The following is a 25,222-nucleotide window of genomic DNA, read 5'->3' on the forward strand; positions in this document are numbered from 1 at the left end:
CCGCCGCACTGGCGATCGCCAGCGCTCCGCCAGCCGCCAGCAACCCGCGCCGGTTACTCGCCATCACCTGCATCGCATATTGCCCTCCCACTCGGTCGCCGCCGCATGGTCGGCCTCAGACCACCTCTCCGGGGACGCCGAAATCGGGCGTGCCATCCGGCCGGTAGCGGAAGTATTTCGCACGGGTGTGACGGTTCGGGTCGAATAGCGGATCGCCGACTATCTTGTCGTAATCCCGCGCATGGTAGATCAGCACGTCGCGCCCCGCATGATCGACGGTGAAGCTGTTGTGACCGGGTCCGTAGCGATGATAGGCGGTCGAGGTCTGGAAGACCGGCTGCTGCGACTTGGTCCAGCTCGCCGGGTCCATGATGTCGCTGGCGGCGTCGGCGGTCAGCATACCCAGGCAATAGCGCGAGTCCGTAGCGCTCGCCGAATAGGTCAGGAACAGCTTGCCGCCATGTGCGAGCAGCGCCGGCGCCTCCGCCACCTTGTAGCCGCGCACCTCCCACGGCAGCGTCGGCACGGTCAGCCGGGCGGGCCGCGCCGCCAGCGTCAGCGGGGTGGCGAGCGGCGCGAGGTAGATGTTGCTGTTGGTGTCGATCCCCGGTTCGCGCTGCGCCCAGGCGAGATAGCGTGTGCCACGATGCACGAAGCTGGTCGAATCCAGCGTGAAGCTGTCCCACGGCGTCTGCAGCTGGCCGAGCTCGGACCAGCGGCCGGTCATCGGATCGCGGCCGTCACAGCTTAGGGCAAAGGTCCGGATGCGGAAGACGTCGGCACCGCCGCCGCTTGGCCCGGCGGCGAAATACATGATCCACTGGCCGTCGATCAGGTGCAGTTCCGGCGCCCAGATGAACCCCGACATCGGCCCGCTCGCCGGATGCCGCCACAGCACCGTCTCCTTGGCTGTCGCCAGTCCGGCGATCGACCGCGCGCGGCGCAGCACCAACCGGTCGTATTCGGGAACGGAGCCGGTCATGTAATACCAGCCGTCACTATGACGGAAGACCTGGGCGTCGGCGCGCTGGCGGACCAATGGATCGGGAAAGCGCTCGCGGGGCGGCAGCGTCGCGGCGAAGCCCGGATCGGCCAGCAGCGTCAGCGCGCCGGCCACGAACAGGCGGCGTCCGGTATCGGTCATTGTGGCTCTCCCTCGTTGCTGGCGACCGGCCAGCCGTCCGCCCCCCAGCGCAACCGCGCCAGCCGTAGGGTCGGCACGCCGCCATGGTCGCGGTCATAGGCGTGATAGACAATATAGTCGGTGCCGTCGGCATCGCGGGTGTGGCCGACATGCCCCGGCCCGCGAAACCTTTGTTTCTCCTGCAGGTCGGCGCGCAGCAGGATCGTGCCGCCGCCGGCCATCATCGCGCTGCCGTCCTTGCCGCGATAGGGCCCCTCGACCCGGCGCGAGCGGCCGATGACGCTGTAATAGGTGCTGTTCACGCCCTTGCAGCAATAATCGTAGGATGCGATCAGCCAGTACCAGCCGTCGTGTTCGAAGATGTAGGGCGCCTCGACGATCGACGGCGCGCCGGCCGGGACCGGCCGGCGTGCGATGGCGATCGGCCTGGCGCCGGGATCGAGCAGCTTGCCGGTGCGCGGATTGAGCCGGAACAGCTTCAGCCCGGTCCAGAAACTGCCGAGCGACAGCCATTGCCGCCCCTTCGCATCGGCGAGGAAGGCCGGATCGATCGCGTTGTAATCGTCCGTCGGCGTCGACATCAGCACCATGCCTTCATCATGCCAGCCGAAATCGGGCGATGCCGGGTCGAGGCTGCGGCCGGTGGCGAGGCCAATCGCCGACCGGTTCGAGCCGAAGGTCGAAACCGCGTAATAGAGGCGGTATTGGCCATCGACATAGCTGATGTCCGGCGCCCACATGTTCTTCGCGCCCGGGATCGCCCGGCTCGTCCAGGCGGGCAACGCGGTGAACGGCGGCCGTTCCCGCTCCCAGTGGAGTCGGTCGCGGGAATGGCGGGCCGACAGCAACCCCTGCCCCTCCGCGCCGATCCCGGTGGAAAAGACGTGATAGCCGTCGTTGGCGTGAATGATCACCGGATCGTGCACCGGCGCGACGTCCCCGGTCAGTGGCAGCGACGGCGTCTGCGCGAGGGCGGCGAGCGCGACGCCACCACCGATGACGATGGCGACATGCGCAATGCGGCGCGCGACGGTCATCGCAGCACCCCCTTCCCGAAATAGGCCCGGCACCGATGCTGCGCGTCGTAGGCGGAGGCGATCATCATCAGCGTCCGACCATCGTCGCGGGGTATGAGCATGCTGGCATAGTTCGGACAGTAATTGTCATATGCATCGGGCACTGGTACCGGCGCCGCGATCGGCCGCCACGCGCCGCCGGTGCCACGCCGTTCCAGCACGACCCGGCCGTTCAGCGGCGAGACGCTGCCGTCCGCTTGATAGACCATCTGGCCGACGACCAGCAGCCGGTCGCCGCTGACCGCGACGGTCGGTGCATGCGCGAGATACTCTCCAGCAGCGGTCTGGATGCGGGAGCCCGGATCGCCGGGGTCGCCATAGTCCCAGCCGTTCCGCGAGTAGCGGATATGAACGGCGCAGCGATCGGGGCCGCAGATCTCATAAGTCATCGCGGTCCGCCCGTCGGCCAGCCGCGCGGTCGTCGCCATGCCGGGCCGGTCCGCCTGCCGATGCCCGCGGACGAGATCACCGACATCGCGCCAGTCGAGCCCGTCATAGCTGCGCGCGCGACGCAGCCGCTGGCTGCAGCATGGATCGGTCTCGTCCGACCAGAAGACGACCAGAGCACCGTCGCGTGCGACGTCGAATTGCGGCTCCCACACGCCTGTGCCGATCGGCCCGCCCGCCGCGACTTCGCTATGCGGCCGCCAATGCACTCCGTCTTCGCTCCGATAGACGCGGATCGTCGTGCGCGGGCCGAGATGGTAGGTCGCCGCATAGAGGAAGCTGCCCGCCGCGAGATCGCCGACGCGGTGCGGCAACTCGTACAGGACGCCGCAGCAGCGTTCCGTCGTTCCCGGCGGCGCGGGGATCGCGCCGACCGGCGTCCAGCTGCGCCCCTCGTCGCTGCTGGCGATGATGCCGGCCAGCGTCGCCAGCACCAATTGCCCTTTCAGCCGCGCATTGTGCCGCACAACGAACGCGCGTGGATACAGCGTCGCGCCGGGGATCACGCTTGGGCCGTTCGCCGTGTCGGCGGATGGCGTCGCCGCGGTGGCGGCGACCGGCAGGCCGAACGTGACGGCAGCCGTCGTCAGCCAGGATGCCGGCCACATCGCCATACGATCAGCGCCGCACGCGCCGTGCCGGCACCACGGGCATCTCGGCCGGCGGCGGGGGCACCACCCCCTTCGGCGCGGCGCTCATCCGCCGGATCAGGTCGGTCTCCGCCTGACGATAGGGCGTGCCATCGGCCCGGAACACCTCGTGGAACCAGATCGTCGGCTCATCCATCGTATAGGGCTTCTTCCAGCTGTCCCACGGCAGCCGCGTCTGCGTCTTGCCGTCGACGAACCCCCAGTTGATCATGCCGACGTTCAGCCGTTTGCCGATCGGCAGGATGGTGTCGAAGGTCGATCCGTTGCCGCGCGCCATATATTCGGTGCAGATCACCGGCCGGCCATAGGGGATCAGCTGGCGTGCGCGCCGCTCGAACGTTTCTGGCCAGCTGTAATCGTGGAAGGTGATGACGTCGGACTGGCCGAGCTGCAGCTTCTCCATCGGCGTCAGCTTACCTCCGGTGGGCGACCAGTCATCGTGCCACCACACGCCGGACGTGACCGGCTGGCTTGGATCGGCGGCGCGTGCCCAGTCGAACACCTGCGCCAGCATGGCACGCACCAGCGGCTCCTTGCCCTCCTGCCCCTTGTACTGATCGGCCGGATTGTCGGGCTCGTTCCACAAATCCCAGCCGAGGATGCGGTCGTCGGCTTTGAAGGCCCCCATCACCCCCTGGACATAGGCCTTGTACTTTGGCCAGCCGGCGCGATCGCGCAGACCGGGCAGGCCTGGACCCTGTACCCAGCCGGAATTGTGCACGCCGGGGATCGGCGGATGTTGCGGCCCCAGCTTGGGATCCGGGTCCCAACAGCTGTCGAACAGCACGAACAGCGGGCGGATGCCGTGGCGATGCGCGATGGCTAGGAATTCGTCGATCCGCCGCTTGAAACCCTCCGGATCCTGCGCCCACAGCTGGTCGTGCAGGAACACACGCATCGTGTTCATGCCGATGCCCTGTGCCAAGGCCAGCTCGCTGTCGATGCGGCGCGGATCCCAGGTTGCGGCCTGCCACATCTCGAGTTGGTTGATCGCACTGGCAGGCGCGTAATTGGCTCCGACCAGCCAGGGCTGGCGCGCATACCAGCCGCTGGCCTGCGCCTCGCTCCACCGCTCACGCGCGGCGGCGGGCGAGGCTGTCAGGACAGCCGCGCACGCGATCAGAAGGGGGAAAAGCGACTTCGTCGTTACCCGTTCACGTCGTTGATCAGCACGGTTCGCGCCGGCGACGCCTGCCCGCCTCTCCGCCTTGTCAGGCAAGATAACGAATGATTTTTGGCGGCTCGATACGTTGATTTGGCGGAGCAGATGCGCCATCGCGCCAGCCAATTTCTGCAAGGCGCGCGCGGTCCCCTCACCAGTCGCGCCACGCGTAGACGGTGTACGAAACGCGGTTCTGGCACGTAGCAGATGCCTCATATGATCCTCCCTCAATCGTCCGCGATGCGGTCGCGTGCCCATTCTGCGGGGCGGCGCCATCTTCGCGGCATGACGCTGGGAAGACAAGGGTCTGACACACGCTTCCTAAAACTAATCAGACAATTAGCCGTTGGCAGATACGATTAGGTACGGTACGGACCACTGACCGACCTTCGGAACCAACCGGATGGCGGGACAAGGAGGGGATATGAACACCAAGGGGTTGTTGCGCGCGTCGGTGGCCATCACCGCGCTGCTGGTCACTGTGCCTGCCGCCGCGCAGGACAGCGGGACGACCGCCACCAAAGCGGCGTCGCAAACCAAGGACGATGCCCAGGACCTGCCGAAGCCGGAGGTCGCATCCGATCAGAGCGCCAACCCGGCCGCCGCTTCGTCGGTGCAGGAGACACCAGTCGACGGCGAGGGCGACGTCGTCGTCACCGGTCTGCGCCGCAGTCTTGAATCGGCGCAGGCGATCAAGCGCACCTCCGACGGCATCGTCGATGCGGTCGTCGCGCAGGATATCGGCAAGCTGCCGGACACCTTTGCCTCGTCCGCGCTCCAGCGTGTTGCCGGCGTCGCCGTGACGCGGGGCGGCGGCGAGTCGGCCGGCGTTACGGTGCGCGGGCTACCCGATCTCACCACCACCTATAACGGCCGCCAGATCTTCACCGCCGAAGGCCGCTACGTCCAGATCCAGGACTTCCCCGCCGGCACCGTCGCCGCGCTCGAGGTCTACAAGTCGGGCACCGCCAACCAGATCGAGGGCGGCATCGCCGGCGAGATCAACGTGCGCGGTCGCAAGCCCTTCGACTTCAACGGCTTCGAGCTGTCCGGCTCGCTCAACGGCGTGCTGTCGCAGCAATCCGAACGCATTGTGCCCAACGGCAACCTGCTGATCAGCGACCGCTGGAACACCGGCATCGGCGAGATGGGCCTGCTGCTCAACGCCTCGTACGTCGGCATCAACTTCATGGATTCGTCGCGCGAACAGTCGGTGGTGATCGCGACCACCGACGCCAACAACGCGCCGGGCCAGACCGCCGGGCTGCGCTTCCCGGACGCCCAGGGCAATTTCCTCGGCTATGGCGCGCGCTACCGCCCGTCGGCCAATGCCGCCTTCCAGTGGAAGCCGACGCCGGATCTCGAGATCTACCTCGACGGCCTGTACCAGGGCTTCCGGTCGAAGGACTATAACCGCTGGATGTTCATCCCGAACTTCGGCGGCATCACGCTGTCGAACATCACCACCATCCCCGGCACCAACAAGATCGCCCAGGCGACGGTCACCGGCGCGGTGCGCCCGGACGGCTATACCGGATCGTTCAACGGCAAGACCGACACCTATCAGGGCGGCGGCGGCGTCAACTACACGCACGATCGCCTGACCCTGTCCGCCGACATCGCCTATACCGACAGCAAATACACCGCCGATCTCGTCAACGTCGATTACGCCACCCGCGGCGTGCCGACGCACATCTCCAATTTCGACGTGTCGAAGGACCTGGACGGTGGCCCGTCGCAGACCTTCCTCAACTATTCGATCACCGATCCGGCCAATTTCGTCGCGCGCGGCCTCTATCAGGAACTGACCGTGGTCAGCGGCAAGGATTGGCAGTCGCGCGCCGACCTTGCCTATGATCTGGGCAACGGCTTCCTGCGCCGCCTGCAGTTCGGCGTCCGCTACGACGACCGCGATGCCTCGCGCGACTTCGGCAACATCTACAACAATGTCTTCACCCCCGGCACCGCCACCAGCGCGCCGGTCTATTTCGAGGACCGGCAGATCCCGCTGACCGCGCTGCCCGGCGCCGACGTGCGGACCACCCTGCCCGGCTTCACCTACAACAATGCCCAGCCGAACGTCGCCTATGCGGCGATCACCCGCGACAGCATCCGAAATAACCTGCCCGCGCTGCGCGCCTTCTTCCTGGAGCCGGCGGGAACGGTCGCCTTCGATCCGACCCAGCAATTCCGTGCCAATGAGAAGGCCTATGCCGCCTATGGCCAGCTGAAATACGGCTTCGACCTGGGTGGCGTGACGATCGACGGCCTCGCCGGCCTGCGCGTGGTCAAGACCAAGGATCGCATCCAGGCGCAGCAGAACATCGCCGGGGTCGTCTCCCCGGCCAATGCGACCAACGAATATACCGACTATCTGCCGAACGGCAGCGCCCGCATCGCGTTCGACGACGGGCTGCAGCTGCGCCTCGCCTACACCAAGACGCGGACCCGGCCGAACTTCATCGACCTGCGTCCCAATCTGTCGCTGGGCACGCCGCCCACCTTCCCGGCGGGCAGTCCCTGCCTCGATCCGACCAGCGCCACCTACAACAGCCGCAATTGCGCCCGCGGCGGCTCGGAGGGCAATCCCAATCTGCAGCCTTTAGTGTCGAACAACTATGACGCCAGCCTGGAATATTATTTCTCGCGTTCGGGCTTCTTCAGCGCCGCGGTGTTCCGCCACGATGTCAAGGGCTTCCTCGCGACGGTCAACAACGTCTCGCGCGATCCGACCTATGGCCTGATCGCCATCGACCAGCCGGTGAACCTCGGCCGCACCCGTTTGCAGGGCGCGGAGGTGCAGTTCACCAGCTTCCTCGACATCGCCGGCCTGCCCGATTGGGCCAAGGGCTTCGGCATTCAGGCGAACGGCACCTACATCGACGCCAAGGGCGACCTGCAGCCCAATTTCGCCGCGTCGTACAACAACCAGCAGCAGGCGTTCCCTGGCGTGTCGAAATGGGCGTACAACGTCGTCGCCCTGTACGAGAAGCCGCAATTCTCGGCCCGGCTGGCCTACAATTACCGCTCGCGCTTCGTCTCTTACTATACGTTCGAGACGTTCGATCCGATCGCCCATCCGACGATCGAGGAAGGGCGCGGCCAGCTCGACTTCTCGACCTCGGTGACGCCGGTGCCGAACATCACGCTGGCGTTCGACATCGTCAATCTGCTCGGCAACCCGATCCAGCGGTCGCGGCAGTTCGACACGGGCGACAGCTATCTGCGTCAGGTCCTGTATCTCGAGCGCAGCTACTCGCTCGGCGTGCGGTTCCGCTTCTGATCCGGGAATAGACGATGCGCTCCAGCCGCCTTGCCCGCCGCCTGCTCCTGGCCTTGTGCCTGTCGTCCGCCACGATGGCGGCGGCGGACAATCCCCAATTCCAGGGTGCCGATCCGCACGCGATGATCATCAACGGCGAGATGTGGGTCTTCCCGACCGGCGGACCGGGCGGCAGCTGGAGCGCCGACCGGTTCGGCGCCTTCTCGTCCCGGGACCTGCGCCACTGGCGCAGCCGCGGCGTGCTGATCCGTCGCGACGACATCCGCTGGATCGGCGACGACGGCGCCCGCGAGCATTTCCTGTGGGCGCCGGGAGTCGCCCGTCGCAACGGCCGTTACTATCTCTATTACTCCGTCGGACCGCAGAATCCGACACCCAGCCGGATCGGGGTCGCAGTTGCGACGCGACCGGGCGGCCCCTATCGCGACAGCGGCACGCCGCTAATCACCGGGGGCAACGGCTTCGAAGCGATCGACCCGATGGTCTTCACCGATCCCCGTTCGGGCCGCAGTTACCTGTACGCCGGCGGCAGCGCCGGCGCGCGACTGCGCGTCTGGCGACTCAAGCCCGACATGGTGACGATCGGGCAGGAGGAGCATGTCGACCAGCCGCCCGAGTTCACCGAGGGCGTGTTCATGCACGAGCGCAACGGCGTCTATTATCTGTCGTACAGCCACGGCCACTGGAACGGCCCGGACTATTCGGTCCATTATGCCACCGCCCCCTCCCCGCTCGGCCCGTGGCGCTATCGCGGCGCCATCCTGCAGAGCGACGCCACGCATCAGGGGCCGGGTCATCACAGTTTCGTCCGCACCCCGCGCGGCGAATGGCTGATCGTCTATCACCGCTGGGACCAGGCGCCCGGCCCAATGCCGCTGCGCGGCGAGCGGCAGGTCGCGATCGACCGGGTCCGCTACGCCGCGGATGGTGCGATCCTGCCGATCCGACTGACCGACGGCGCGGCGTCGCCCCATGACATCGCCCTGCGTGCAGGTCCCGCCAAACGGCCCACCCGACGATGAACCCGATCGCGGCGGCGCGTCAGCGCCCGTCGACCAGCACTGTCTGCACCACATAGCGGAGGGGTCCGTGACGGACCGCGTCGAACGGGTAGCAGGTCGACAGCGCCAGACCGCTCGCACCCGCCTGCTCGGGCACCGCGAACCGGTCCCACCGGACGATCTGCTGGCCGGTGACGCGGTAATGGCGATGCGTACCGTCAACGCCGTCGACGTCGATGCCGTCTCCGACCCGCAGATCCCTGAGGAACCCGAAATGCGTGTCGCGATGCGCGGCGATCACCGCCACGCCCGGATCGCCCGGTCGCGCGCCGCCGGGCAGCAGGGTCGGCCCGAAGGCCATGGCCTGCCCCGAACCGCCGTCCAGGACGAGCCGGTCGACCCCCAGTCGCGGCACGCCGAGCCGGAGCACCGGCGCCATGTCCGCCCAGGGCCAGGGCTTGACCAGCCGATGCTCCGCCCGACTGCGGTCGAACGCGCGCTCGAGCAGGAGTTGCGCGGTGATCGCCTTGGCAGGGATCACCGCGCCTTCGCCGATGCGGGCAAGACCGGTCAGGCAGAGGAGCGACAGAAGGATCATCGCAATCCGATGCCCGACCGGCATGGCGGCGACGGCCCGCGTCATGCCCGCATCCCCCGGCGGCGGAGCAGGAGCAGGCCGGCCACCCCGATCAGCAACACGCCCAGGCCTTCGGCGATCATCCCCCAGAAGCCGGTCGCGGTCTGCGGCAGATCGAGTTGCCGTGCCTGCGCAGCCGCCAGGCCGCCGAGCGTATCGGCGTTGCGCATGGCGGCGCGCCCGCTGTCCCCACCGAACAACGTGTCGAAATCCCATCCGGCCGGCAGGTTGATCGGCAGGTCTTCCTTGACCAGTCCCGTGCCCGCCGGGCGTACCGGCGTTTCGTCGACGGCGACCAGGCTGGTCTGGCTGGTGACAAGGCCGCTGGCGATGCCGATGTCGCCGATCGCCGCGTCGGCGGCGCGATCGTCCAGCTTGCCGAGGGTCCGATCCGCCTCGATGTCGTCGATCCGCCGACGCGCCCAGAGCCTGGCCACCGAGCCGCTGTCCTGCGCCTGGGCGACGTCGATCGTCCGCGACCAATGCTCATCGCCGAACGTGCCGGACACCGTGACCGTACCCGCCAGATGATCGGTCCGCCCGACCAGCACCAGCGGCTGACCGGCGTAAAGGTCGGGCAGAACACGCGGGGTGAGATCGAGCGCGCCGCCAGTGACCTTGACCGCCAGATCCCGCATGGCGGGATGGCCGAGCATGTCGAGCAGCGGGATCATGCGCGCGGCGACCTCGTCGGGCGTACCTACATGCGTGTAGGCCCCCCTCCCGATCTGCGCCATCCGGCTCATCAGATGATCGTTCGGCGCCGAGCCGATGCCCACGAAGAAGACGTGGCTGCGCCCGCCGTCCCGGCCGAGCGTCGCCAGCATCTCCTGCTCGTTCGACACTTCGCCGTCGGTCAGGAAGACCACCTGGCGAAGCGCCGCCGGCCCGTCCGCGGCATCCTGCAGCGCCGCCTTGAGCGCCGGCAGCATCTCGGTGCCGCCGCGCGCCTCCAGCCCCTGCGTGAACCGCCGCGCCAGGGCGATCTGATCAGGGGTGGCGGCGACGCTGTGGTCGAACAATTGCGTCATCGTGTCGTCGAACCGGATGATGTTGAAGCGATCCTGCGGGCGCAAAGTCGCGAGTGCGTGCAGCAGGCTTGCCTTGGCCTCGTCCATGGAAGCGCCGCCCATCGATCCGCTGTTGTCGATGACGAACACCATGTCGCGCGGCGGCGACGGCAGCCGCGTCAGGTCGGCCGGCGGGGTCACCGTCGCCATCAGATAGTCGCCGTCGTCGGCGTGCTGGCGGAACAGCGCCAGCGTCGGATCGGCGGCGGCCGAACGCCAGCTCAATTCGAAATCGCGATCGGCCGGAACGCTGCCGGCGGCCAGCGTAACGGTCCGCTCATCGGCACGCCCGCCGACGAGGATCTTGTGATAGGGGCTGATCACGTTGGCGGCAGCGAAACCGGGGCGGAGATGCACGGTGATCGACGTCGGGTTTAGCGACATGCCAGTGCGCGGGTCCATCACCGGCGCGGCGGTGACCGCATTCGCATCCGCGACGGCCGCCCCATCGGTGAGCGTGTGCGGCGGCGTGTAGCGTGGCCCGACCACCAGCGGCAGGCGCAGCGTGTAGGTTCCGTTCACCGGCACCACGGGCGCCTGGTAATCAATCGCGATCAGCACGGTTTCGCCGGGACCGACATTGGCGACACTGGTGGAAAACATATTGGGTCGCTGCTGCTCGACCAGCCCGGTCTTCTGGCCGCGCGCCTTCGCATGGTCGTAGATCGCCCTGGCGGCAGCGCGCTTCTCGATCCGGCCGACGATGACGCGGCTGCCGACGACCATGTTCAGCCCGTCGACCGCGCCATCCTGCGGCAAGGGGTAGAGGTAAGACGCCTCCATCCATTGGCTGGAGGTGTTGCGGAACGCCTGGGTCACCCGGACGCGCGCGATGTTGCCGGTCACGGTGACGTTCATGTCGGTGCCCAGCCGCACGGCCGGCATCGCCTTCGTCACCTTCAACCCGCGCAACAGCAGCGTGCCGGCGCGCGGGCCGTCATCCGTCACGTCCGCGGCGGCGGCGGCGCCGGCGGCCGCGACGACGACCGGGTGAACGGCCAACGCACCGGCGATCGGCCAGGCGAGCAGCATGGCGGCGCCGGGGATCAGGGCGTGGCGGAACTGGTGGAGGCGGGGCATGTCGAAGCTCCTCTGCAAGCGGGAGCCGTCCCTCTATGCGCGGCCGATGCCGGACAGCCATCAGCACTATCGTCCTCTTCCTGCCCGATGCCGCCGTGGCGGGTGGGGCCGTGCAACGATATTGACGCCGCGTCCGGATATGTGCGGTTATGTGCGGAGGGAGGCGGTATGCGGGACCAGGAATTGATCGGGGCCGAGGCGGCAGAGGTCGGCCGCCGCGTCCGCGAGGAACTCGCCCGCCGCCGCATCTCGCGGCAGGCGCTCGCCGACATGGCGCGGGTCAGCCTGTCGACGCTGGAAAAGGCGCTGGCGGGCACCCGGCCGTTCACGCTGGCGACGACGATCCGGCTGGAAGAGGCGCTCGGCCTCCCGCTGCGCCCGGCGGCGTCGCCCGCGTCGACGCGCCAGACGGCACCCGAGCATCTCGGTTCCTATGCGCGGGCGGCGGTGGGCTGGCTGGAGGGGCGCTATCTGACGCTGCGCCCGAGCTTCAACACGCCGGACGGCATCTTCGCCTATCTGACGACGATCCGCTGGAGCGACGAACTCGGCCATCTCGGCTTCGTCGAATCGGAACGCGCCGACGCCCGGTTCGAACAGGCCGGTCACGTGTCGCTGCCCAATTTGTCGGGGCATATCTATCTAATGACCAACGAACAGGGGCAGCATCGCTTGCAGACGCTGTCGCGACCGGCCATGGATGGCACGCTGTACGGCGTGCTGGCGACGTTGCAGGCGGGCCGCGGCTCGCAATTGATGCCGGTCGCCGCGCCCGTAGCCATGGCGAAGGTGCAGGATACGTCGGCCTGCGCCTTCGGCCTGATCGTCCCCGGTGCGGATGGCTATGACCGCTATCGCCGGATGCTCGCAGCCGCGATCAGCGACAATTACGTGCACCTCTACCAGCCACCGGGCGCAGCGGAGCCGAGCTGAGCCCGGTGCCCCGAAGCGGGAGCGGATCGGACGCGACCGTTGCGACCGGCTCCGCCGCCTGGCCCTCCGCGCCGCAAGGTTGCGCTTGGCGCGGTCTCGTCGCTTCGCCTAAGCTGCGCGCTCGACCCGATCCGGAGTTCTCGATGCGCCGTACCGCCCTGCTCGCCCTCGCGCTGGCCTCGCTGCCTGCCCTCCTCGCCGCGCAGACCGGCGCGCCCCGCTATCAGCCGTGGGGGCTGGAATTGAAGGATATGGACCGCAGCGTGAAGCCGGGCGACGACTTCTACAATTATGCTCTCGGCACCTGGCTGCGCGACCATCCGATCCCCGCCGACAAGGTGGGCGCGGGCTACAATTACGACCTGCCCGACGAGATCGAGGATCAGGTCCGCCGCATCGTCGAACAGGCGGCGGCGACACCGACCAGCCCGACCGCCAGCAAGGTGGGCGACTTCTACGCCGCCTGGATGGACGACCGCGCGATCGAGGCGCATGGCCTCGCCCCGCTCAAGCCCTGGCTCGCGCGGATCGATGCGGTGCAGACCCGGCCCCAGCTGATCCAGCTGATGATGCGCCCCGGCTATGCCGCCCCGATCAATATCGGCATCTCCACCGACGCCGACGATCCGACGCATTATATGGCCGATACCGGCCAGGCGCGGCTCGGGCTGCCGACACGCGATTATTACCTGCTGACGGGCGAGAAGTACGACGCGATCCGGCGCGCCTATCGCGCCTATCTCATCCGCCTGCAGGACCTTGCCGGCATTTCCGATGCGGCGGCGAAGACCGACCGGATCATCGCGCTCGAGACGCGGTTGAGCCAGGACCAGTGGACGCCCGAACAGCGCCGCGATCCGGTCAAGACGCACAATCCGATGACCCGGACCCAGCTGACGGCGCTCGCCCCGGAAATGGACTGGACGCCGACCCTCGCGGCGATGGGCCTTGGCGGCGCGGCCAAGGTCAATGTGTCGGAACCGAGCGCGGTCGCCGCCGCCTCGAAGCGGCTGGGCGACGTGCCGCTGTCGACGTGGAAGGAATGGATGACGGTGCGGTTCCTCTCGGACGCCGCGCCGTTCCTGCCCAAGGCCTTCGACCAGGCGAACTTCGATTTCTATTCCAAGACGTTGCGCGGCGTGCCGGAGCAGAGGGCGCGTTGGAAGCGGGGCATGGCGCTGATCGACGACGCGCTCGGCGAGGCGGTCGGGGCGATCTACGTCCAGCAATATTGGTCGCCCGCTACCCAGGCGAAGGCCGACGAACTCGTCGCCGACATGCAGGGCGCCTATAAGGACAAGATCGACGCCGCGACCTGGATGGACGAGGCGACGCGCAAGGCCGCGCTCGCCAAACTCGCGACCTTCGATCCGCGCGTCGGCCATCCCAAGAAGTGGATCGACTATTCGACGCTGACCGTCAGTCGCACCGATCCGCTCGCCAACAATCTGGCCGTCGCCGATTTTCAGTGGCGGTTGCAACTGCAGCGCTTCCCCAAGCCGGTCGATCGCGGCCTGTGGTACATGACGCCGCAGACGGTGAACGCCTATTACGATCCGACGATGAACCAGATCACCCTGCCGGCGGCGATCCTGCAGCCGCCGTTCTTCGACGCCAATGCCGATCCTGCGGTCAATTATGCCGAAACCGGCGCCACGACGATCGGCCACGAGATGGGTCATGGCTTCGACGATCAGGGCCGCCAGTTCGACGAGAGCGGCCGGTTGCGCGACTGGTGGAGCAAGGACACGGCGGCCAAATACAACGTCCAGGCCGACCGGCTGGCGAACCAGTTCGACCAGTACGAACCGATCCCCGGCGTCCATATCAAGGGCCGCCTGACGCTGGGCGAAAACCTCGCCGACCTCGGCGGGCTGGAGACCGCCTATGCCGCCTATCGTCGCTACGTCGCCCGCCATGGCGAGCCGCCGGTGCTCAACGGCATGACCGGGGATCAGCGCTTCTTTCTGGCGTTCGCCCAGGCCTGGCAGGGCAAGCGGCGCGACGAGGCCGTGCGGCAGCAATTGCTGAGCGATCCCCACTCGCCGGATAAATATCGGGTCAACGGCATCGTGCGCAACTTCGGGCCCTGGTATCGCGCGTTCGACGTCAAACCTGGCGACGCCATGTACCTGCCGCCCGAGCAGCGGGTGAGCATCTGGCATTAGGATCGATTGCGACGTCGGGCGCATCGCGTCCGACGCCCGCCGCCGGTGGAACCGCGCGGACCGTCTTCTGTTCACCGTAAACAACGGCGAACAGAGGACGTATCGATGACCAGCCAGCCTGACGACGCAATCTCCGCTCCGGCCGGCATCAGCCGCCGCACCGTGATGGGCGGCGCTGCGGCGGGCCTTGCGGTGTCCGCGGCCTCCGCCTCGGCGCAGCAGGTCGGTGCGGGCGCCCCCGACGGGGGGCTGATCGATCCGACCACCCGCTATCCCCGCCCGCCCTTTGCCAAACAGTCGCAACCCTTCCCAGGCCTTGCCAGCAAGATGGATCCGCGCCCCGACCATGGCGAGACGAGCTATCGCGGCTCGGGCCGGTTGCAGGGCCGCAAGGCTCTGATCACCGGGGGCGATTCCGGCATGGGTCGGGCGGCGGCGATCGCCTTCGCGCGCGAGGGCGCCGATGTCGCCATCGCGTATCTGCCCGCCGAGGAACCCGATGCGCGCGAGGTCGTCGCGCTGATCCGTCAGGCTGGCCGCAAGGCAGTGGCCATCCCCGGCGACCTGCGCGACCGCGCCTATTGCACCAAATTGGTCGACACCGCCGTCCGCCAGCTCGGCGGCCTCGACATCCTGGTCAACAACGCCAGCCGCCAGCAGCAGCGCCAATCGCTGCTCGACATCAGCGACGAGGATTTCGACGCGACGATGAAGACCAACCTGTACGGCATGTTCTACGTCACCAAGGCGGCATTGCCGCACCTGAAGCCGGGATCGGCGATCATCCAGACGACCTCGGAACAGGCCTATGACCCATCCGAGAATTTGGTCGATTATGCGATGACCAAGGCAGCGATGATGAACTTCACCAAGTCGCTGGCCAAGCAGCTCGGGCCGAAGGGCATCCGCGTCAACGGCGTCGCGCCTGGCCCGATCTGGACGCCGTTGCAGGTGTCGGGCGGCGCGACGATGGAAAAGTTGCAGCAGTTCGGCGGCAACACGCCGCTCGGCCGACCCGGTCAGCCGGCCGAACTCGGTTCGATCTACGTCCAGCTCGCCGCGTCGGACGCCAGCTATGCCAACGGCCAGGTCTACGGCGCGGCGGGCGGTTCGGGCCAGCCATGATGCCAGCGGACGGGCGCCGCATCCGGCGCCCGCCGCTACCCCCCGCTTCGGCAGCCCCGCTGCGCGTATCGCCCTGCCTGTCCTTCACCCGCGAGATCCACCGGCCCCGCTCGCGTGGCAGCAACAGCCGCTCGACGCGCTGATCGCAACCGCCAAGCCGATCGCGCCCGTCGGGGCTTACCGGGTCGGCAATCGTCTATGGCGAGGCGGAGGACCGGGACAGGGAGTATTGCGGGCCCGGTATGGCGGCAAGGCGAAGGGTCGCGCGATCGGGGAGATACTCACGTGCCCCGCGGCCGAGGCTTCGTCAGTTCTGCGCGCCCGGCCCGACGATCTTATATTCCTTCGGCGGCGTCGCCCCCATCAAATTTTCGACGAAATAGTCCCACCGACGCCGCATCATATAGGCGGACATATCGCCATAGCCGTGGTGCGCCCGCGGGAAGAGGACCAGATCAAAGTCCTTGTTCGCCTTCTCGAGCGCATCGACCACGAGCAAGGTGTTGGAGACGGGCACGTTGTCGTCGAGCAAGCCGTGCGCCAGCATCAGCTTGCCCTTGAGATTCTTCGCCAAGTCCTGATTGGCCTGCAAGTCGTAGTTCGACCCCTCGCCGTTGCGCTGCAACAGCCCGAGATATTTCTCGTAATAATCGTCCTCGTAATTGCGATTGTCGTGGTTGCCGCTCTCCGCGATGCCGACCTTGAAGAAGTCGGGATAGCGGAACATCGCGGCCGCGGTCGCATTGCCGCCGCCCGAATGCCCCCAGATGCCGACACGATCGGCGTCCATCCAGCGGTTCCGCCGGGCGAGGTCCTTGATGCCGGTGACCTGGTCGGGGACCGCCTGCTGACCCATGTCGCGGTAGTAGTAATCCTGGAAGGCCTTGGTGCGGCGTGGCGTCCCCAGCGCATCGATCTCCACCACGGCGAAGCCGAGCTGCGCCAGTGCATTGGCGTCACCCATCGACGGCGAGAATTGGCGGGAGGAGATCGTGCCGGTGAACGGCCCCGGATAGATATAATCGATGACCGGATATTTTCGCTGCGGATCGAGCCCCGCCGGTTTGAAGAGCAGGCCGTAGCACAGCGTCTTGCCGTCGGCGCATTGGACGGCGATGTTCTCCGGCGGCTGCCAGCCCGCCGCGCGCAACCGCGTCACGTCGCCCTTCGCCAGTTGCTGGACGATCGTGCCGTCCGCGCGGCGCAGCACCGCCGTCTGCGGCTCCTGCGGCGTCGAATAGATGTCGACGAAAAACCGCCCGTCGCTCGACGGGATCGCGATATGATCCTGCTTCTCGGGCGTCAGCAGCTTCGGCGCGGCGCCATTCAGGTCGATCGCGTAGATGCTGCGATAATAGGGATCGACGCCCGGCTCGCGGCCGATACCGGCGATCAGCATCCGGCCGCTGCGCTCGTCGATGTAGACCGGATGGTCCACGTTCCAGCGTCCCTGCGTCACCTGCCGGACCAGCTTGCCGGTGCCGGCATTGTACAGATAGTAATGGCCCCAGTCGTCGCGCTGCGACCACCACAGGATCTCGCCGCGCTCCGACAGGTAGCGCCAGTTGATGCCTTCGTCGTTATACCCGCTGTCGAACCAAGTCGGCACGGTTTCGGCGAAGACGTCGCGGACCGCGCCGGTGGTCGCATCGGCGATGCGCATCGTCTCTACCTTGTGGTCGCGTGACGTCGACACGAACGCGAGAGTGCGGCTGTCCTTCGCCCATTGCATGTCCTGCGGACCGGCGCCGCAGACCACGTCGTCGCACAACGACGAGCGATGCAGGTCCGGCGACATCTTCAGGCGGACGACATGGCCATCGTCCGTGTCGACGATGACGCGCTGGATGTGGATGATCTCCTTATCCCCGACGAATGGATATTTCCATGTGTCGACGCGGGAGTGACCGACTTGCGTCGTCGTTATCGAAAAGTCGGCGACCCCGCGCTGATCCTGCTGGAAGGTCGCGACCTTCTTCGAATCCGGCGACCAGATGACGATCGGCTGGTCCGAATGCTTCCAGCCGGCATTGTCCGTCGCATAGCCGAAGTCCTTGACGCCATCGCGCGTCAGCTGGCGCTCCGCCCCGCTGGCGACGTCGCGGACCCACAGATTCCAGTCGCGCAGGAAGACCGCCCGCTTGCCGTCCGGGGACAGCACCGCCGCCACCTGACCACGTTGCGCGAGATAACCGGCGATCTGCCCGGCGTGCAGCGGCGGCAGCTTCGTGCACGCATAAGGCTTCGCCAGCGCGCAGTCGTAGCGATCGCCCGCGATGCTGACGATCGCGCTGTTCTTCGTACCGTTCGGCTCCAGATTCTCGAAGGCCAGCTTCGTCGCGTCGCGCTCCTTCAGCCCGGCCGCGTTGAGCGATGCGAGCAGCGGGACGGTGTCGAACGCCGGTGCCTTGGTGCCCTTGGCCGCGTCGCCCAGCATGATCGTCGGCACGCCGTTGCTGATGTCCTGATACCAGAAGCGCGTCGCATCGATCCAATGCGCCGAACGCACCGCGTGATCGACCAAAGGCGCGGTCCAGGGGATCAGCTGGCGGTTGGCGCGGGTGTAATCCGCGGCCGTCACCGAAGGTCGCTGTTGCGCCGCCGCCGGAACGGCGATCATGGAAACCCAAAGTAAGCAGGCGGTCGCGCGCATCGAGGAGCTTTCTGAAGGCAATCTGACGCGACGCGGACGGCGTGGACGCGGGCTCGTCGATCCCGTCGCTGCTCCACACGCATCCCCGTCACAGCAGGACAGGATAGCGGTCATTATGCAGACCGCGGCCCCGATCACAATAGCTTGCCCCTTCCCGAAAAGCCGTGACGTCGCTTCGGCAAGTGACCGAGGCGGACAATGGGATACTGCCGCCTGCCGGCCGGCTCATACGCCAGACAAGTCGCTCAGAACGCTTTCGACGGGCCGACGAAGAATCCGCGGCGCGGCCCGAATTGCGGCGCGCCGACGCCGACCCCGGTGCCGTCGCGGATTTCGTAGACATGGTCGAGCAGGTTGATGACGTCGACACGCACGTCGAGGTTCGGCCCAGCGAGATGCCGGCTGGCGGTCAGATTGAACTGGGCATAGGGCGCCAGCTTCGCGCCATTCGGCACGTTGTTGACGTCGTCGTCGCGGCGCAGACCCGACCCGTAGATCATGCTGCCGCCGAACTTGTTGGCACCGAAGGTATAGGACAGGCCGGCCGATCCGGTGAATGTCTGATCATGATCGAGGTAGATGTACCGGTTGGCGATATAGGCGAGATCATCGGATGAGAAGCTGAACTGGCTGGAGACGATGTCGCGCCCCTTGGCCTTGGCCGCCGCGAAATTGGCATAGGCAAGGAAGCCGCTCCGCGCGTAACTCGCATTCGCCTCGATCCCGCCGATACGCCCCTGGCGGTAATTGAACGGCGTCAGGATGATCGGCGCACCAAATTGCCCCTCGTCGATCAGGTTGCGCGAGATGCGGTAATAAGCGTCGACACCATAGGTGAAATAGCGGCCTGCCTTGGCCTGGAAGCCGACGTCGAAATAATCCTGCCGCTCAGCGAACGGTACGGTATCGTCGGTGACGGCGGGATAGGCTCTGGTGCCGATGAATTTGGCGATGCTGGTGTCGGCGACCAGCTCGAATGGGGGCGGCACGAAATAGCGGGAATAGCCGGCGTGGACGGTATAGGCCCTGTTCGGCTGCCAGACCAGATTGGCGCGCGGCGACAACTGACCCTCGCGACGATAGCCGTTGTAGAGATCGTAGCGCGCGCCGTAATTGAAGGTCAGCGTCGGGGCGAGCTTCCACTCGTCCTGCACATAGGCGCTGACGCTGGTCGCGGTCTTGCCTCCGCGGTCGCCGATGACGATCGGTTGGCCCGCCTGCTCGCCGTTCGCATCGACCGGAAAGACGCTGGTGCTCGTATCGCTGGTCGACCGATCGCGGCTGACCAGCAGGCCGCTGCGCAGCGTATGCGCGATGCCGATGTGGTAGACCGCATCGACCTGCCCGCCGATCGCGAAGTCCTGCTTATAAGCCTGCTGCGCCTGCCCGTTGTAGAGCAGTTCGCCGAGCATGTCGGGGCGGTAGCGCAGCGAGGAGTAACGCGCGAACAGCGATGCTTGGACCGTCAGCGGCTCGGCATCGTGCAGAAAGGCGAGCTGGCCGAACCCGGTCTCCTCCAACTGGGTTTCCCGCAGATTCTCGCTCGGGAAGTTCGACTGGCCGTTGACGGTCCAGGTGCCGTCGGGCTGCTGGCCGACCGGATCGGGAATCTGGAACCACTGGTTCGAATAGCCGCCGACGAATGACACCCGATTGTTCGCATCGAGGATGTGATCGAGATAGGCGAAGCCCTGATATTGATCGGTGTCGTCATGCACCGGATTGGAGCGTCCATCGACGCTCTCGATCCCGAGGCCGCTGTGGCGATAATCGCCCGATACGAAGTAGTTGGTGCTGCCGGTCGAACCACCATAGGTGACGCTGGGCTGCCACGTATCGTGGCTGCCCCCATAAATGGACGCGGTGCCGCCATTCTGGAACAGGCCGCTCTTCGTGGTGATATCGATGATGCCGGCGGTGCGCAGCCCATATTGCGCGGGGAGCGCCCCGGTCAGGATGTTCACCTTGTCGACGAGCCGCGGCGACAGCGTCTGACCGAACACCGCCAGTCCTTCGGGAAGGACGGTGCCGTTGATGCGATATTGCAGACCGTTATGATCGTCGCGGACGTGAAACTGACCAAAACCGTCCTGCACCACGCCCGGCGCCTGCAGCAGAATCTGATTGAATTGCTGGTTCTCCCCGCCGGGAAGCGCCTTGATCGTGTCGCTGGTGATTTCGTAGTTCGACGCGCCGAGGCTTGGCTGGATATGCTCGCGCGCGGCATCGAGTCGCTGTGCAGTGATGACGATATCGCCACGCTGTGGTGGGCTGGCCGCCGTGGTTGCACCGGGGCTGGACGAAGTATCGCCGTTGGCCTGCGCATCGGGAGCGACGCTGCGTGTCTGCGCGATCGCCTGGCCGGACGACAGGGCTAGCGGGGCTGCAGCGACACAGCTGAGCAGAATTGACAGACGCATGGCACAACTCGCGATGTTACAACGTAACGCCAGGCTGGCGTCGGCTTGCTTTGCGCCGCGATCTCGCCCGCTGACAAGCCGTAGGCCAATTGATGACAGATTTTTTATCGATCCGTCATGATCCTCCGACAGCCCCTCCAAACGTGATGCGGCCAAATCGGGGTGCTTGTAAGCATAGCCGACAATCAACCGACATAGTCAGGCTGCACCATCCCGCTCTGTATTTGCTGAGGCTCGCGTTTCAATAGCTATTGAATAGCAATCCCTTCCCTTCGGCTCATGCGACAGTCATCAACTCGAACAATCGAACAACGCGCCCAGCTCGGCGTATCGCGCAAGCACATCTCAACCCCTCTCGCAATTGCCCGCTCTACTTGATCCTGCCTCCGAGCCCGCCGTGCGGTTCATGCCGCCTCGGCGAGCCGATTAGCGGCCGAACAGGCGCTGAGACGCCGCCTGGACGTCACCACTGCCGTCATCCAGCGTCCCCCGGGCCCGTCGGTTGTCACGTGGGTGGATCACCCACGCCCGCCGCAGCATGAAGCAGGAGGTCAGCTGCTTCCGCTGAGAATTTCCTGGCGGATGATCTGCGCACCAGCCGCCAGCGCTCTCAGCTTGCCCTGAGCGACGTCGCGCGCCAGGGGGGCCATGCCGCAATTGGTGGCGGGGTAGAGCTTGTTCGCATCGACGAAGCGCAGCGCGCCGCGCAACGTGTCAGCGACCTGTTCCGGCGTCTCCACCGTGGCGGTCGCGACGTCGATCGCGCCGACCATCACCTTCTTGCCGCGGACCAGTTCGATCAGGTCCATCGGCACGCGAGAGTTTTGACATTCCAGTGAGATGATGTCGATCGAGGACCGCTGCAGGTTCGGGAAGGTCCGCTCATATTGCCGCCATTCTGATCCGAGCGTCTTCTTCCAATCATTATTGGCCTTGATGCCATAGCCATAGCAGATGTGGACTGCGGTTTCCGCCTTGAGCCCTTCCGCCGCGCGCTCCAGCGTGGCAATGCCCCAATCGTTGGCCTCGTCGAAAAAGACGTTGAAGGCGGGCTCGTCGAACTGGATGATATCAACGCCCGCCTCCGCCAGCTCACGGGCTTCCGTGTTGAGGATACAGGCGAATTCCCACGCCAGTTTCTCGCGGCTGCGATAGTGCGCATCATAGAGCGTGTCGATCATCGTCATCGGCCCCGGCAGGGTCCATTTGATCAGCTGATCGGTCTGCGCGCGCAGGAAGCGGGCATCCTCGACAAACACCGATTGCGGGCGGGAGACGGCACCAACCACGGTCGGCACGCTGGCGTCGTAGCGGTCGCGGATGCGCACCGTCTCGCGTCGGTCGAAATCGACACCATCGAGATGCTCGATGAACGTCGTGACGAAATGCTGGCGCGTCTGCTCGCCATCGCCGAGGATATGGATGCCCGCCTGCCGCTGGTCGTCGACCGCCAGCCGCAGCGCGTCCCGCTTGCCCGCGACCAGTTCCGCGCCCGCCAGCTTCCAGGGCGACCACAAAGTCTCGGGCTGGGCGAGCCAGGAGGGCTTGGGCAGGCTGCCCGCGGTGGTCGTCGGCAACAGTGTCGTCATCGGAAAATACCTTGTGCGAGAAAGGGGATCAGAGGGCGCAGTCGGCGGACCAGCGCCGCAGCGCGGCGCCGTGCGGGCGCATCAGATGCTCCTCGGCGAAGCGGCCCTGCTCGACCGCGAGCCGGCTGCGCTCCTCGCGATCATAGACGATGCGGGTCAGCGAATAGTCCTGATAGGTCAGGCTCGGCTGGTATCGCTCCGCCGCGACCGAATTGGCGTTGTAGATCTCGGGCCGATAGATCTTCTGGAACGTCTCCATCGTGCTGATTGTGCTGGCGAGTTCGAGATTGCTGTAATCGCTGACCAGATCGCCGACATGATAGAAGGCGAGCGGCGCGACGCTGTGCGGCGGCATGAAATAGCGCACCGTCATGCCCATCTTCGCGAAATAGCGGTCGGTCAGCGAGGATTGGTCGTGCCGGTATTCGACGCCGAGGATCGGATGGACATTCGCCGTGCGGTGATAGACTTCCTTGCTCGACACGCTGAGGCAGATCACCGGCGCCTTGCGAAAACGGTCGCGATAGACGTCCGATTGCAGGAAGCGCCGGAAGAGGCGGCCGTGAAGCTCGCCGAACCCCTCCGGCTCGCCGCCCTGTCCGGTCTTGAGATGATCCGGCAGCACGACGCTGAAGTCGTAATCGCGGATGTAGGAGGAGAAATTGTTACCGACCATGCCGTCGCTGCGGATACCGCTGGTCCGGTCGATGACGGCGGTGTGCAGCATCTCGATCAGCGGAAAGGCCGCGTCGCCCGCGCCCTCTCTGGAGGCCAGCGCGACCGAGAGGATGGTCAGCGCCACCGCATAGCGATAGCCCGTCGGATTGTCCCAATGCATCAGCGCGTTGAAGCGGCGGTCGATCATCACCAACGTGTTGCGCAAATTTTCCCGCCGCCGCTCGCCGCGGGCGAGATTGGCGAAATTGGTGGTGATCCGCGTATTATCGGCCGGGCGATACTCCTCGTCGAAGGGGATGCTGCCGATCGTGAATGTGAACCCGCTGTCCGTCATGACTCACCTGGCTTTGCGGACAGAGGTCAGGCGAGAGCGCGCAGGGCGTGGACAGACCCGGATGGCGTGAAGCCACTGGTCGAGGCGTCGTGCGCGATCCACCGGAGGAACCCCCGTCCGAGGAACGTTATGGCGTCGATCGGCAGGTCTCCTGGCTTACGGGTCAATGCAGCGGCTCCGGCCTTCCCAGGCTCTTTGCAAGAGCCCAGTGACACGTCATGGAGCCGCCACTCGCCGCTTACAGTTGCGGGGGCAGCGCCGGACTCTGCCCATCAAGGGCACCACCGGCTTCCCGTCTTAGCTCCATCGCCATGCCTGGGATGGAGAACCTCGACACGGCCTATCCACACCAACTCCGCCGCCATGTCAATCCTGATATAAAGATATCTTTATATCTTGATGCATCGCGGTTTTAATGGGTGGGGTGGGTAAGGCAAAGCTTGACGCCGGAGTCCGGTTTCTGCGATCGCCGGGCGTCGAGGTTCCTTCGCCGAATGGCCGAAGGCTAAGACGGGAAATCGGTGCGATGCCGATGCTGCCCCCGCAACTGTAAGCGGCGAATGGCCATCCCCTTTGCGTGTCACTGGCGTTTCGGCGCTGGGAAGGCCGGGATTGCCATGATGACCCGTGAGCCAGGAGACCTGCCGATCGACGCCATAACGACCACCGGCGGGGTGTCCGGTCTGGCCGCTGCGTCGCTGCGGGGAATGGCCCTTCCCCGTCGGCCTCTGGCGTCTGGAAGACCTCGCGCTTGATGAGGACCAGCATGTCACAAGACGATCGCAGCCCCCCTATCCAACTGATCGACATGGTCTTTCCCGGCGACGCCAATCACCATGGTACGTTGTTCGGTGGCATCGCCTTGGCTCATATGGACAAGGTCGCCTTTCTGGCCGCGTCGCGCCATGGTCGCGCGACATTCGTCACCGCGTCGTCAGAGAAGATCGACTTTGCCGCCCCGGCCCGCGTCGGCGATATGGTCGAGGTGACGGGACGGGTCGTCCGGGTGGGACGAACGTCGCTGGACGTCGAGGTCGAACTGGTCGCGGAGGCGCCCGTCTGGGGACAACGACATGTCTGCACCCGCGGTCGGTTCACGCTCGTCGCGGTCGGGATCGACCATCCCCTGCCCCCGATCGCGTCGCCGGTACCGCCAGAGCCGCCCGTTCCGCTGCGGATGGTCGACATGATCTTTCCCAATCAAACCAATCACTATGGCACGTTGTACGGAGGGGACGCGCTTCGCATGATGGGCAAGGCGGCCTTTATCGCATCCACCCGCCATGCCCGGGCGGTGATGGTCATGGCCGCGTCCGACCGTATCGACTTCCGCTCCCCCATTCGCGAAGGAGAAATGGTTGAGCTGGCGGCCAAGGTGCAGATGACCGGGCGAAGCTCGGTACAAATCGGTGTCGAGCTTCGCGCCGAACATCTGTTGACCGGCGAAACGCGGCATGCCGCCACCGCGACGTTCACGATGGTGTCAGTCGATGACCATGGCCGGGCGAAGCGGTGGCACGCGGCGTGATGTGCCGAACGGCAGCTCGCATTCCGGTCGTGGACAGAGAATGACACGTCATCTCAGCGCCAGGAGTCGAAAGCGGAAGACGACATTGATACCATCATCTCCGTGAGCCTAGCCGCCTCCCGCCGGTGTCGCCTACCCGCTCGCTGGCTGGGCGGGGAGTGGCATAGGGAGCGCGCAGCCAGTCACGTCCGTGGCGAGGTGCCCCCCATCACGCGCACGCAGGGTTATAGCTTCGCCCCCCCCG

General features: G+C 66.2%; 15 protein-coding genes, 1 pseudogene and 2 riboswitches. Of the genes and pseudogenes, 6 read left to right on the forward strand and 10 right to left on the reverse strand.

Going from position 1 to position 25,222, the window contains the following annotated elements:
- Positions 1-130: 130 nt before the first annotated feature.
- The 4 genes and pseudogenes from ACU5AX_RS14710 to ACU5AX_RS14725 all read right to left on the reverse strand — a co-directional run.
- Positions 131-1,144, reverse strand: a pseudogene (locus ACU5AX_RS14710) (glycoside hydrolase family 43 protein); the annotation flags it as partial.
- Complete coding sequence (locus ACU5AX_RS14715; RefSeq protein ID WP_446691553.1) at positions 1,141-2,181, reverse strand: arabinan endo-1,5-alpha-L-arabinosidase; 1,041 nt, start codon at positions 2,179-2,181, stop codon at positions 1,141-1,143. The gene ACU5AX_RS14715 and the pseudogene ACU5AX_RS14710, both read right to left, overlap by 4 nt.
- A complete protein-coding gene (locus ACU5AX_RS14720) occupies positions 2,178-3,275 on the reverse strand; it encodes a sialidase family protein (protein WP_446691554.1) in 1,098 nt (365 codons plus the stop codon). The genes ACU5AX_RS14715 and ACU5AX_RS14720 overlap by 4 nt, the downstream gene beginning before the upstream one ends.
- A gap of 10 nt (positions 3,276-3,285) precedes the next feature.
- The gene (locus ACU5AX_RS14725; RefSeq protein ID WP_446691633.1) at positions 3,286-4,440 is read right to left on the reverse strand and encodes a glycoside hydrolase 5 family protein; all 1,155 of its coding nucleotides are present in this window, start codon (positions 4,438-4,440) and stop codon (positions 3,286-3,288) included.
- Positions 4,441-4,903: 463 nt separating this feature from the next.
- On the opposite strand from ACU5AX_RS14725, the gene ACU5AX_RS14730 reads away from it, so the two are divergent.
- Together ACU5AX_RS14730 and ACU5AX_RS14735 are read left to right on the forward strand one after the other, a co-directional pair.
- Positions 4,904-7,762: a TonB-dependent receptor gene (locus ACU5AX_RS14730; protein ID WP_446691555.1), complete on the forward strand. Its 2,859-nt coding sequence runs from the start codon at positions 4,904-4,906 to the stop codon at positions 7,760-7,762.
- 14 nt (positions 7,763-7,776) lie between these two features.
- Complete coding sequence (locus ACU5AX_RS14735; RefSeq protein WP_446691556.1) at positions 7,777-8,784, forward strand: family 43 glycosylhydrolase; 1,008 nt, start codon at positions 7,777-7,779, stop codon at positions 8,782-8,784.
- A gap of 19 nt (positions 8,785-8,803) precedes the next feature.
- Here ACU5AX_RS14735 and ACU5AX_RS14740 read toward each other — a convergent pair whose 3' ends face one another.
- Together ACU5AX_RS14740 and ACU5AX_RS14745 are read right to left on the reverse strand one after the other, a co-directional pair.
- On the reverse strand, positions 8,804-9,406 hold the full coding sequence (locus ACU5AX_RS14740; RefSeq protein ID WP_446691557.1) for a class GN sortase: 603 nt from the start codon (positions 9,404-9,406) through the stop codon (positions 8,804-8,806).
- Positions 9,403-11,550, reverse strand: coding sequence for a marine proteobacterial sortase target protein (locus ACU5AX_RS14745; protein WP_446691558.1), 2,148 nt, complete (start codon positions 11,548-11,550; stop codon positions 9,403-9,405). The genes ACU5AX_RS14740 and ACU5AX_RS14745 overlap by 4 nt, the downstream gene beginning before the upstream one ends.
- 168 nt (positions 11,551-11,718) lie before the next feature.
- Between ACU5AX_RS14745 and ACU5AX_RS14750 the strand changes: the two genes are divergently transcribed.
- From ACU5AX_RS14750 to ACU5AX_RS14760, 3 genes are all read left to right on the forward strand, one after another.
- Positions 11,719-12,483 carry a helix-turn-helix domain-containing protein gene (locus tag ACU5AX_RS14750; RefSeq protein ID WP_446691559.1) on the forward strand — a complete coding sequence of 255 codons (765 nt, stop codon included), beginning with the start codon at positions 11,719-11,721 and terminating at the stop codon, positions 12,481-12,483.
- A gap of 143 nt (positions 12,484-12,626) precedes the next feature.
- Positions 12,627-14,651 (forward strand): M13 family metallopeptidase, encoded by a 2,025-nt coding sequence (locus ACU5AX_RS14755; protein WP_446691560.1) that lies wholly within the window; start codon positions 12,627-12,629, stop codon positions 14,649-14,651.
- Positions 14,652-14,756: 105 nt separating this feature from the next.
- The gene (locus tag ACU5AX_RS14760) at positions 14,757-15,776 is read left to right on the forward strand and encodes an SDR family oxidoreductase (protein ID WP_446691561.1); all 1,020 of its coding nucleotides are present in this window, start codon (positions 14,757-14,759) and stop codon (positions 15,774-15,776) included.
- A gap of 307 nt (positions 15,777-16,083) precedes the next feature.
- Here ACU5AX_RS14760 and ACU5AX_RS14765 read toward each other — a convergent pair whose 3' ends face one another.
- From ACU5AX_RS14765 to ACU5AX_RS14780, 4 genes are all read right to left on the reverse strand, one after another.
- Positions 16,084-18,396, reverse strand: coding sequence for a S9 family peptidase (locus ACU5AX_RS14765; RefSeq protein ID WP_446691562.1), 2,313 nt, complete (start codon positions 18,394-18,396; stop codon positions 16,084-16,086).
- 278 nt (positions 18,397-18,674) lie between these two features.
- Positions 18,675-20,849: a TonB-dependent receptor gene (locus ACU5AX_RS14770; RefSeq protein ID WP_446691563.1), complete on the reverse strand. Its 2,175-nt coding sequence runs from the start codon at positions 20,847-20,849 to the stop codon at positions 18,675-18,677.
- Positions 20,850-21,400: 551 nt separating this feature from the next.
- Positions 21,401-22,438, reverse strand: a complete 1,038-nt coding sequence (locus ACU5AX_RS14775) for a methionine synthase (RefSeq protein WP_446691564.1) — start codon at positions 22,436-22,438, stop codon at positions 21,401-21,403.
- 28 nt (positions 22,439-22,466) lie between these two features.
- The gene (locus ACU5AX_RS14780) at positions 22,467-23,450 is read right to left on the reverse strand and encodes a putative oxygenase MesX (RefSeq protein ID WP_446691565.1); all 984 of its coding nucleotides are present in this window, start codon (positions 23,448-23,450) and stop codon (positions 22,467-22,469) included.
- 124 nt (positions 23,451-23,574) lie between these two features.
- Positions 23,575-23,799, reverse strand: a riboswitch (cobalamin riboswitch).
- Positions 23,800-23,914: 115 nt separating this feature from the next.
- Positions 23,915-24,113, forward strand: a riboswitch (cobalamin riboswitch).
- A gap of 103 nt (positions 24,114-24,216) precedes the next feature.
- On the opposite strand from ACU5AX_RS14780, the gene ACU5AX_RS14785 reads away from it, so the two are divergent.
- Entirely contained in the window at positions 24,217-24,978 is a 762-nt protein-coding gene (locus ACU5AX_RS14785) for an acyl-CoA thioesterase (RefSeq protein WP_446691566.1), read from the forward strand.
- The last annotated feature ends 244 nt before the right edge of the window (positions 24,979-25,222 follow it).

It is taken from the genome of Sphingomonas benefaciens (assembly GCF_052907485.1).

Excerpts from the sequence above, each read along its gene's own strand:
- ACU5AX_RS14720 (WP_446691554.1), bottom strand. The coding sequence starts at position 3,275 with ATGTGGCCGGCATCCTGGCTGACGACGGCTGCCGTCACGTTCGGCCTG.
- ACU5AX_RS14750 (WP_446691559.1), top strand. The coding sequence starts at position 11,719 with ATGCGGGACCAGGAATTGATCGGGGCCGAGGCGGCAGAGGTCGGCCGC.
- ACU5AX_RS14715 (WP_446691553.1), bottom strand. The coding sequence starts at position 2,181 with ATGACCGTCGCGCGCCGCATTGCGCATGTCGCCATCGTCATCGGTGGT.
- ACU5AX_RS14730 (WP_446691555.1), top strand. The coding sequence starts at position 4,904 with ATGAACACCAAGGGGTTGTTGCGCGCGTCGGTGGCCATCACCGCGCTG.
- ACU5AX_RS14775 (WP_446691564.1), bottom strand. The coding sequence starts at position 22,438 with ATGACGACACTGTTGCCGACGACCACCGCGGGCAGCCTGCCCAAGCCC.
- ACU5AX_RS14745 (WP_446691558.1), bottom strand. The coding sequence starts at position 11,550 with ATGCCCCGCCTCCACCAGTTCCGCCACGCCCTGATCCCCGGCGCCGCC.
- ACU5AX_RS14765 (WP_446691562.1), bottom strand. The coding sequence starts at position 18,396 with ATGATCGCCGTTCCGGCGGCGGCGCAACAGCGACCTTCGGTGACGGCC.
- ACU5AX_RS14740 (WP_446691557.1), bottom strand. The coding sequence starts at position 9,406 with ATGACGCGGGCCGTCGCCGCCATGCCGGTCGGGCATCGGATTGCGATG.
- ACU5AX_RS14785 (WP_446691566.1), top strand. The coding sequence starts at position 24,217 with ATGTCACAAGACGATCGCAGCCCCCCTATCCAACTGATCGACATGGTC.
- ACU5AX_RS14770 (WP_446691563.1), bottom strand. The coding sequence starts at position 20,849 with ATGCGTCTGTCAATTCTGCTCAGCTGTGTCGCTGCAGCCCCGCTAGCC.
- ACU5AX_RS14735 (WP_446691556.1), top strand. The coding sequence starts at position 7,777 with ATGCGCTCCAGCCGCCTTGCCCGCCGCCTGCTCCTGGCCTTGTGCCTG.
- ACU5AX_RS14760 (WP_446691561.1), top strand. The coding sequence starts at position 14,757 with ATGACCAGCCAGCCTGACGACGCAATCTCCGCTCCGGCCGGCATCAGC.
- ACU5AX_RS14755 (WP_446691560.1), top strand. The coding sequence starts at position 12,627 with ATGCGCCGTACCGCCCTGCTCGCCCTCGCGCTGGCCTCGCTGCCTGCC.
- ACU5AX_RS14780 (WP_446691565.1), bottom strand. The coding sequence starts at position 23,450 with ATGACGGACAGCGGGTTCACATTCACGATCGGCAGCATCCCCTTCGAC.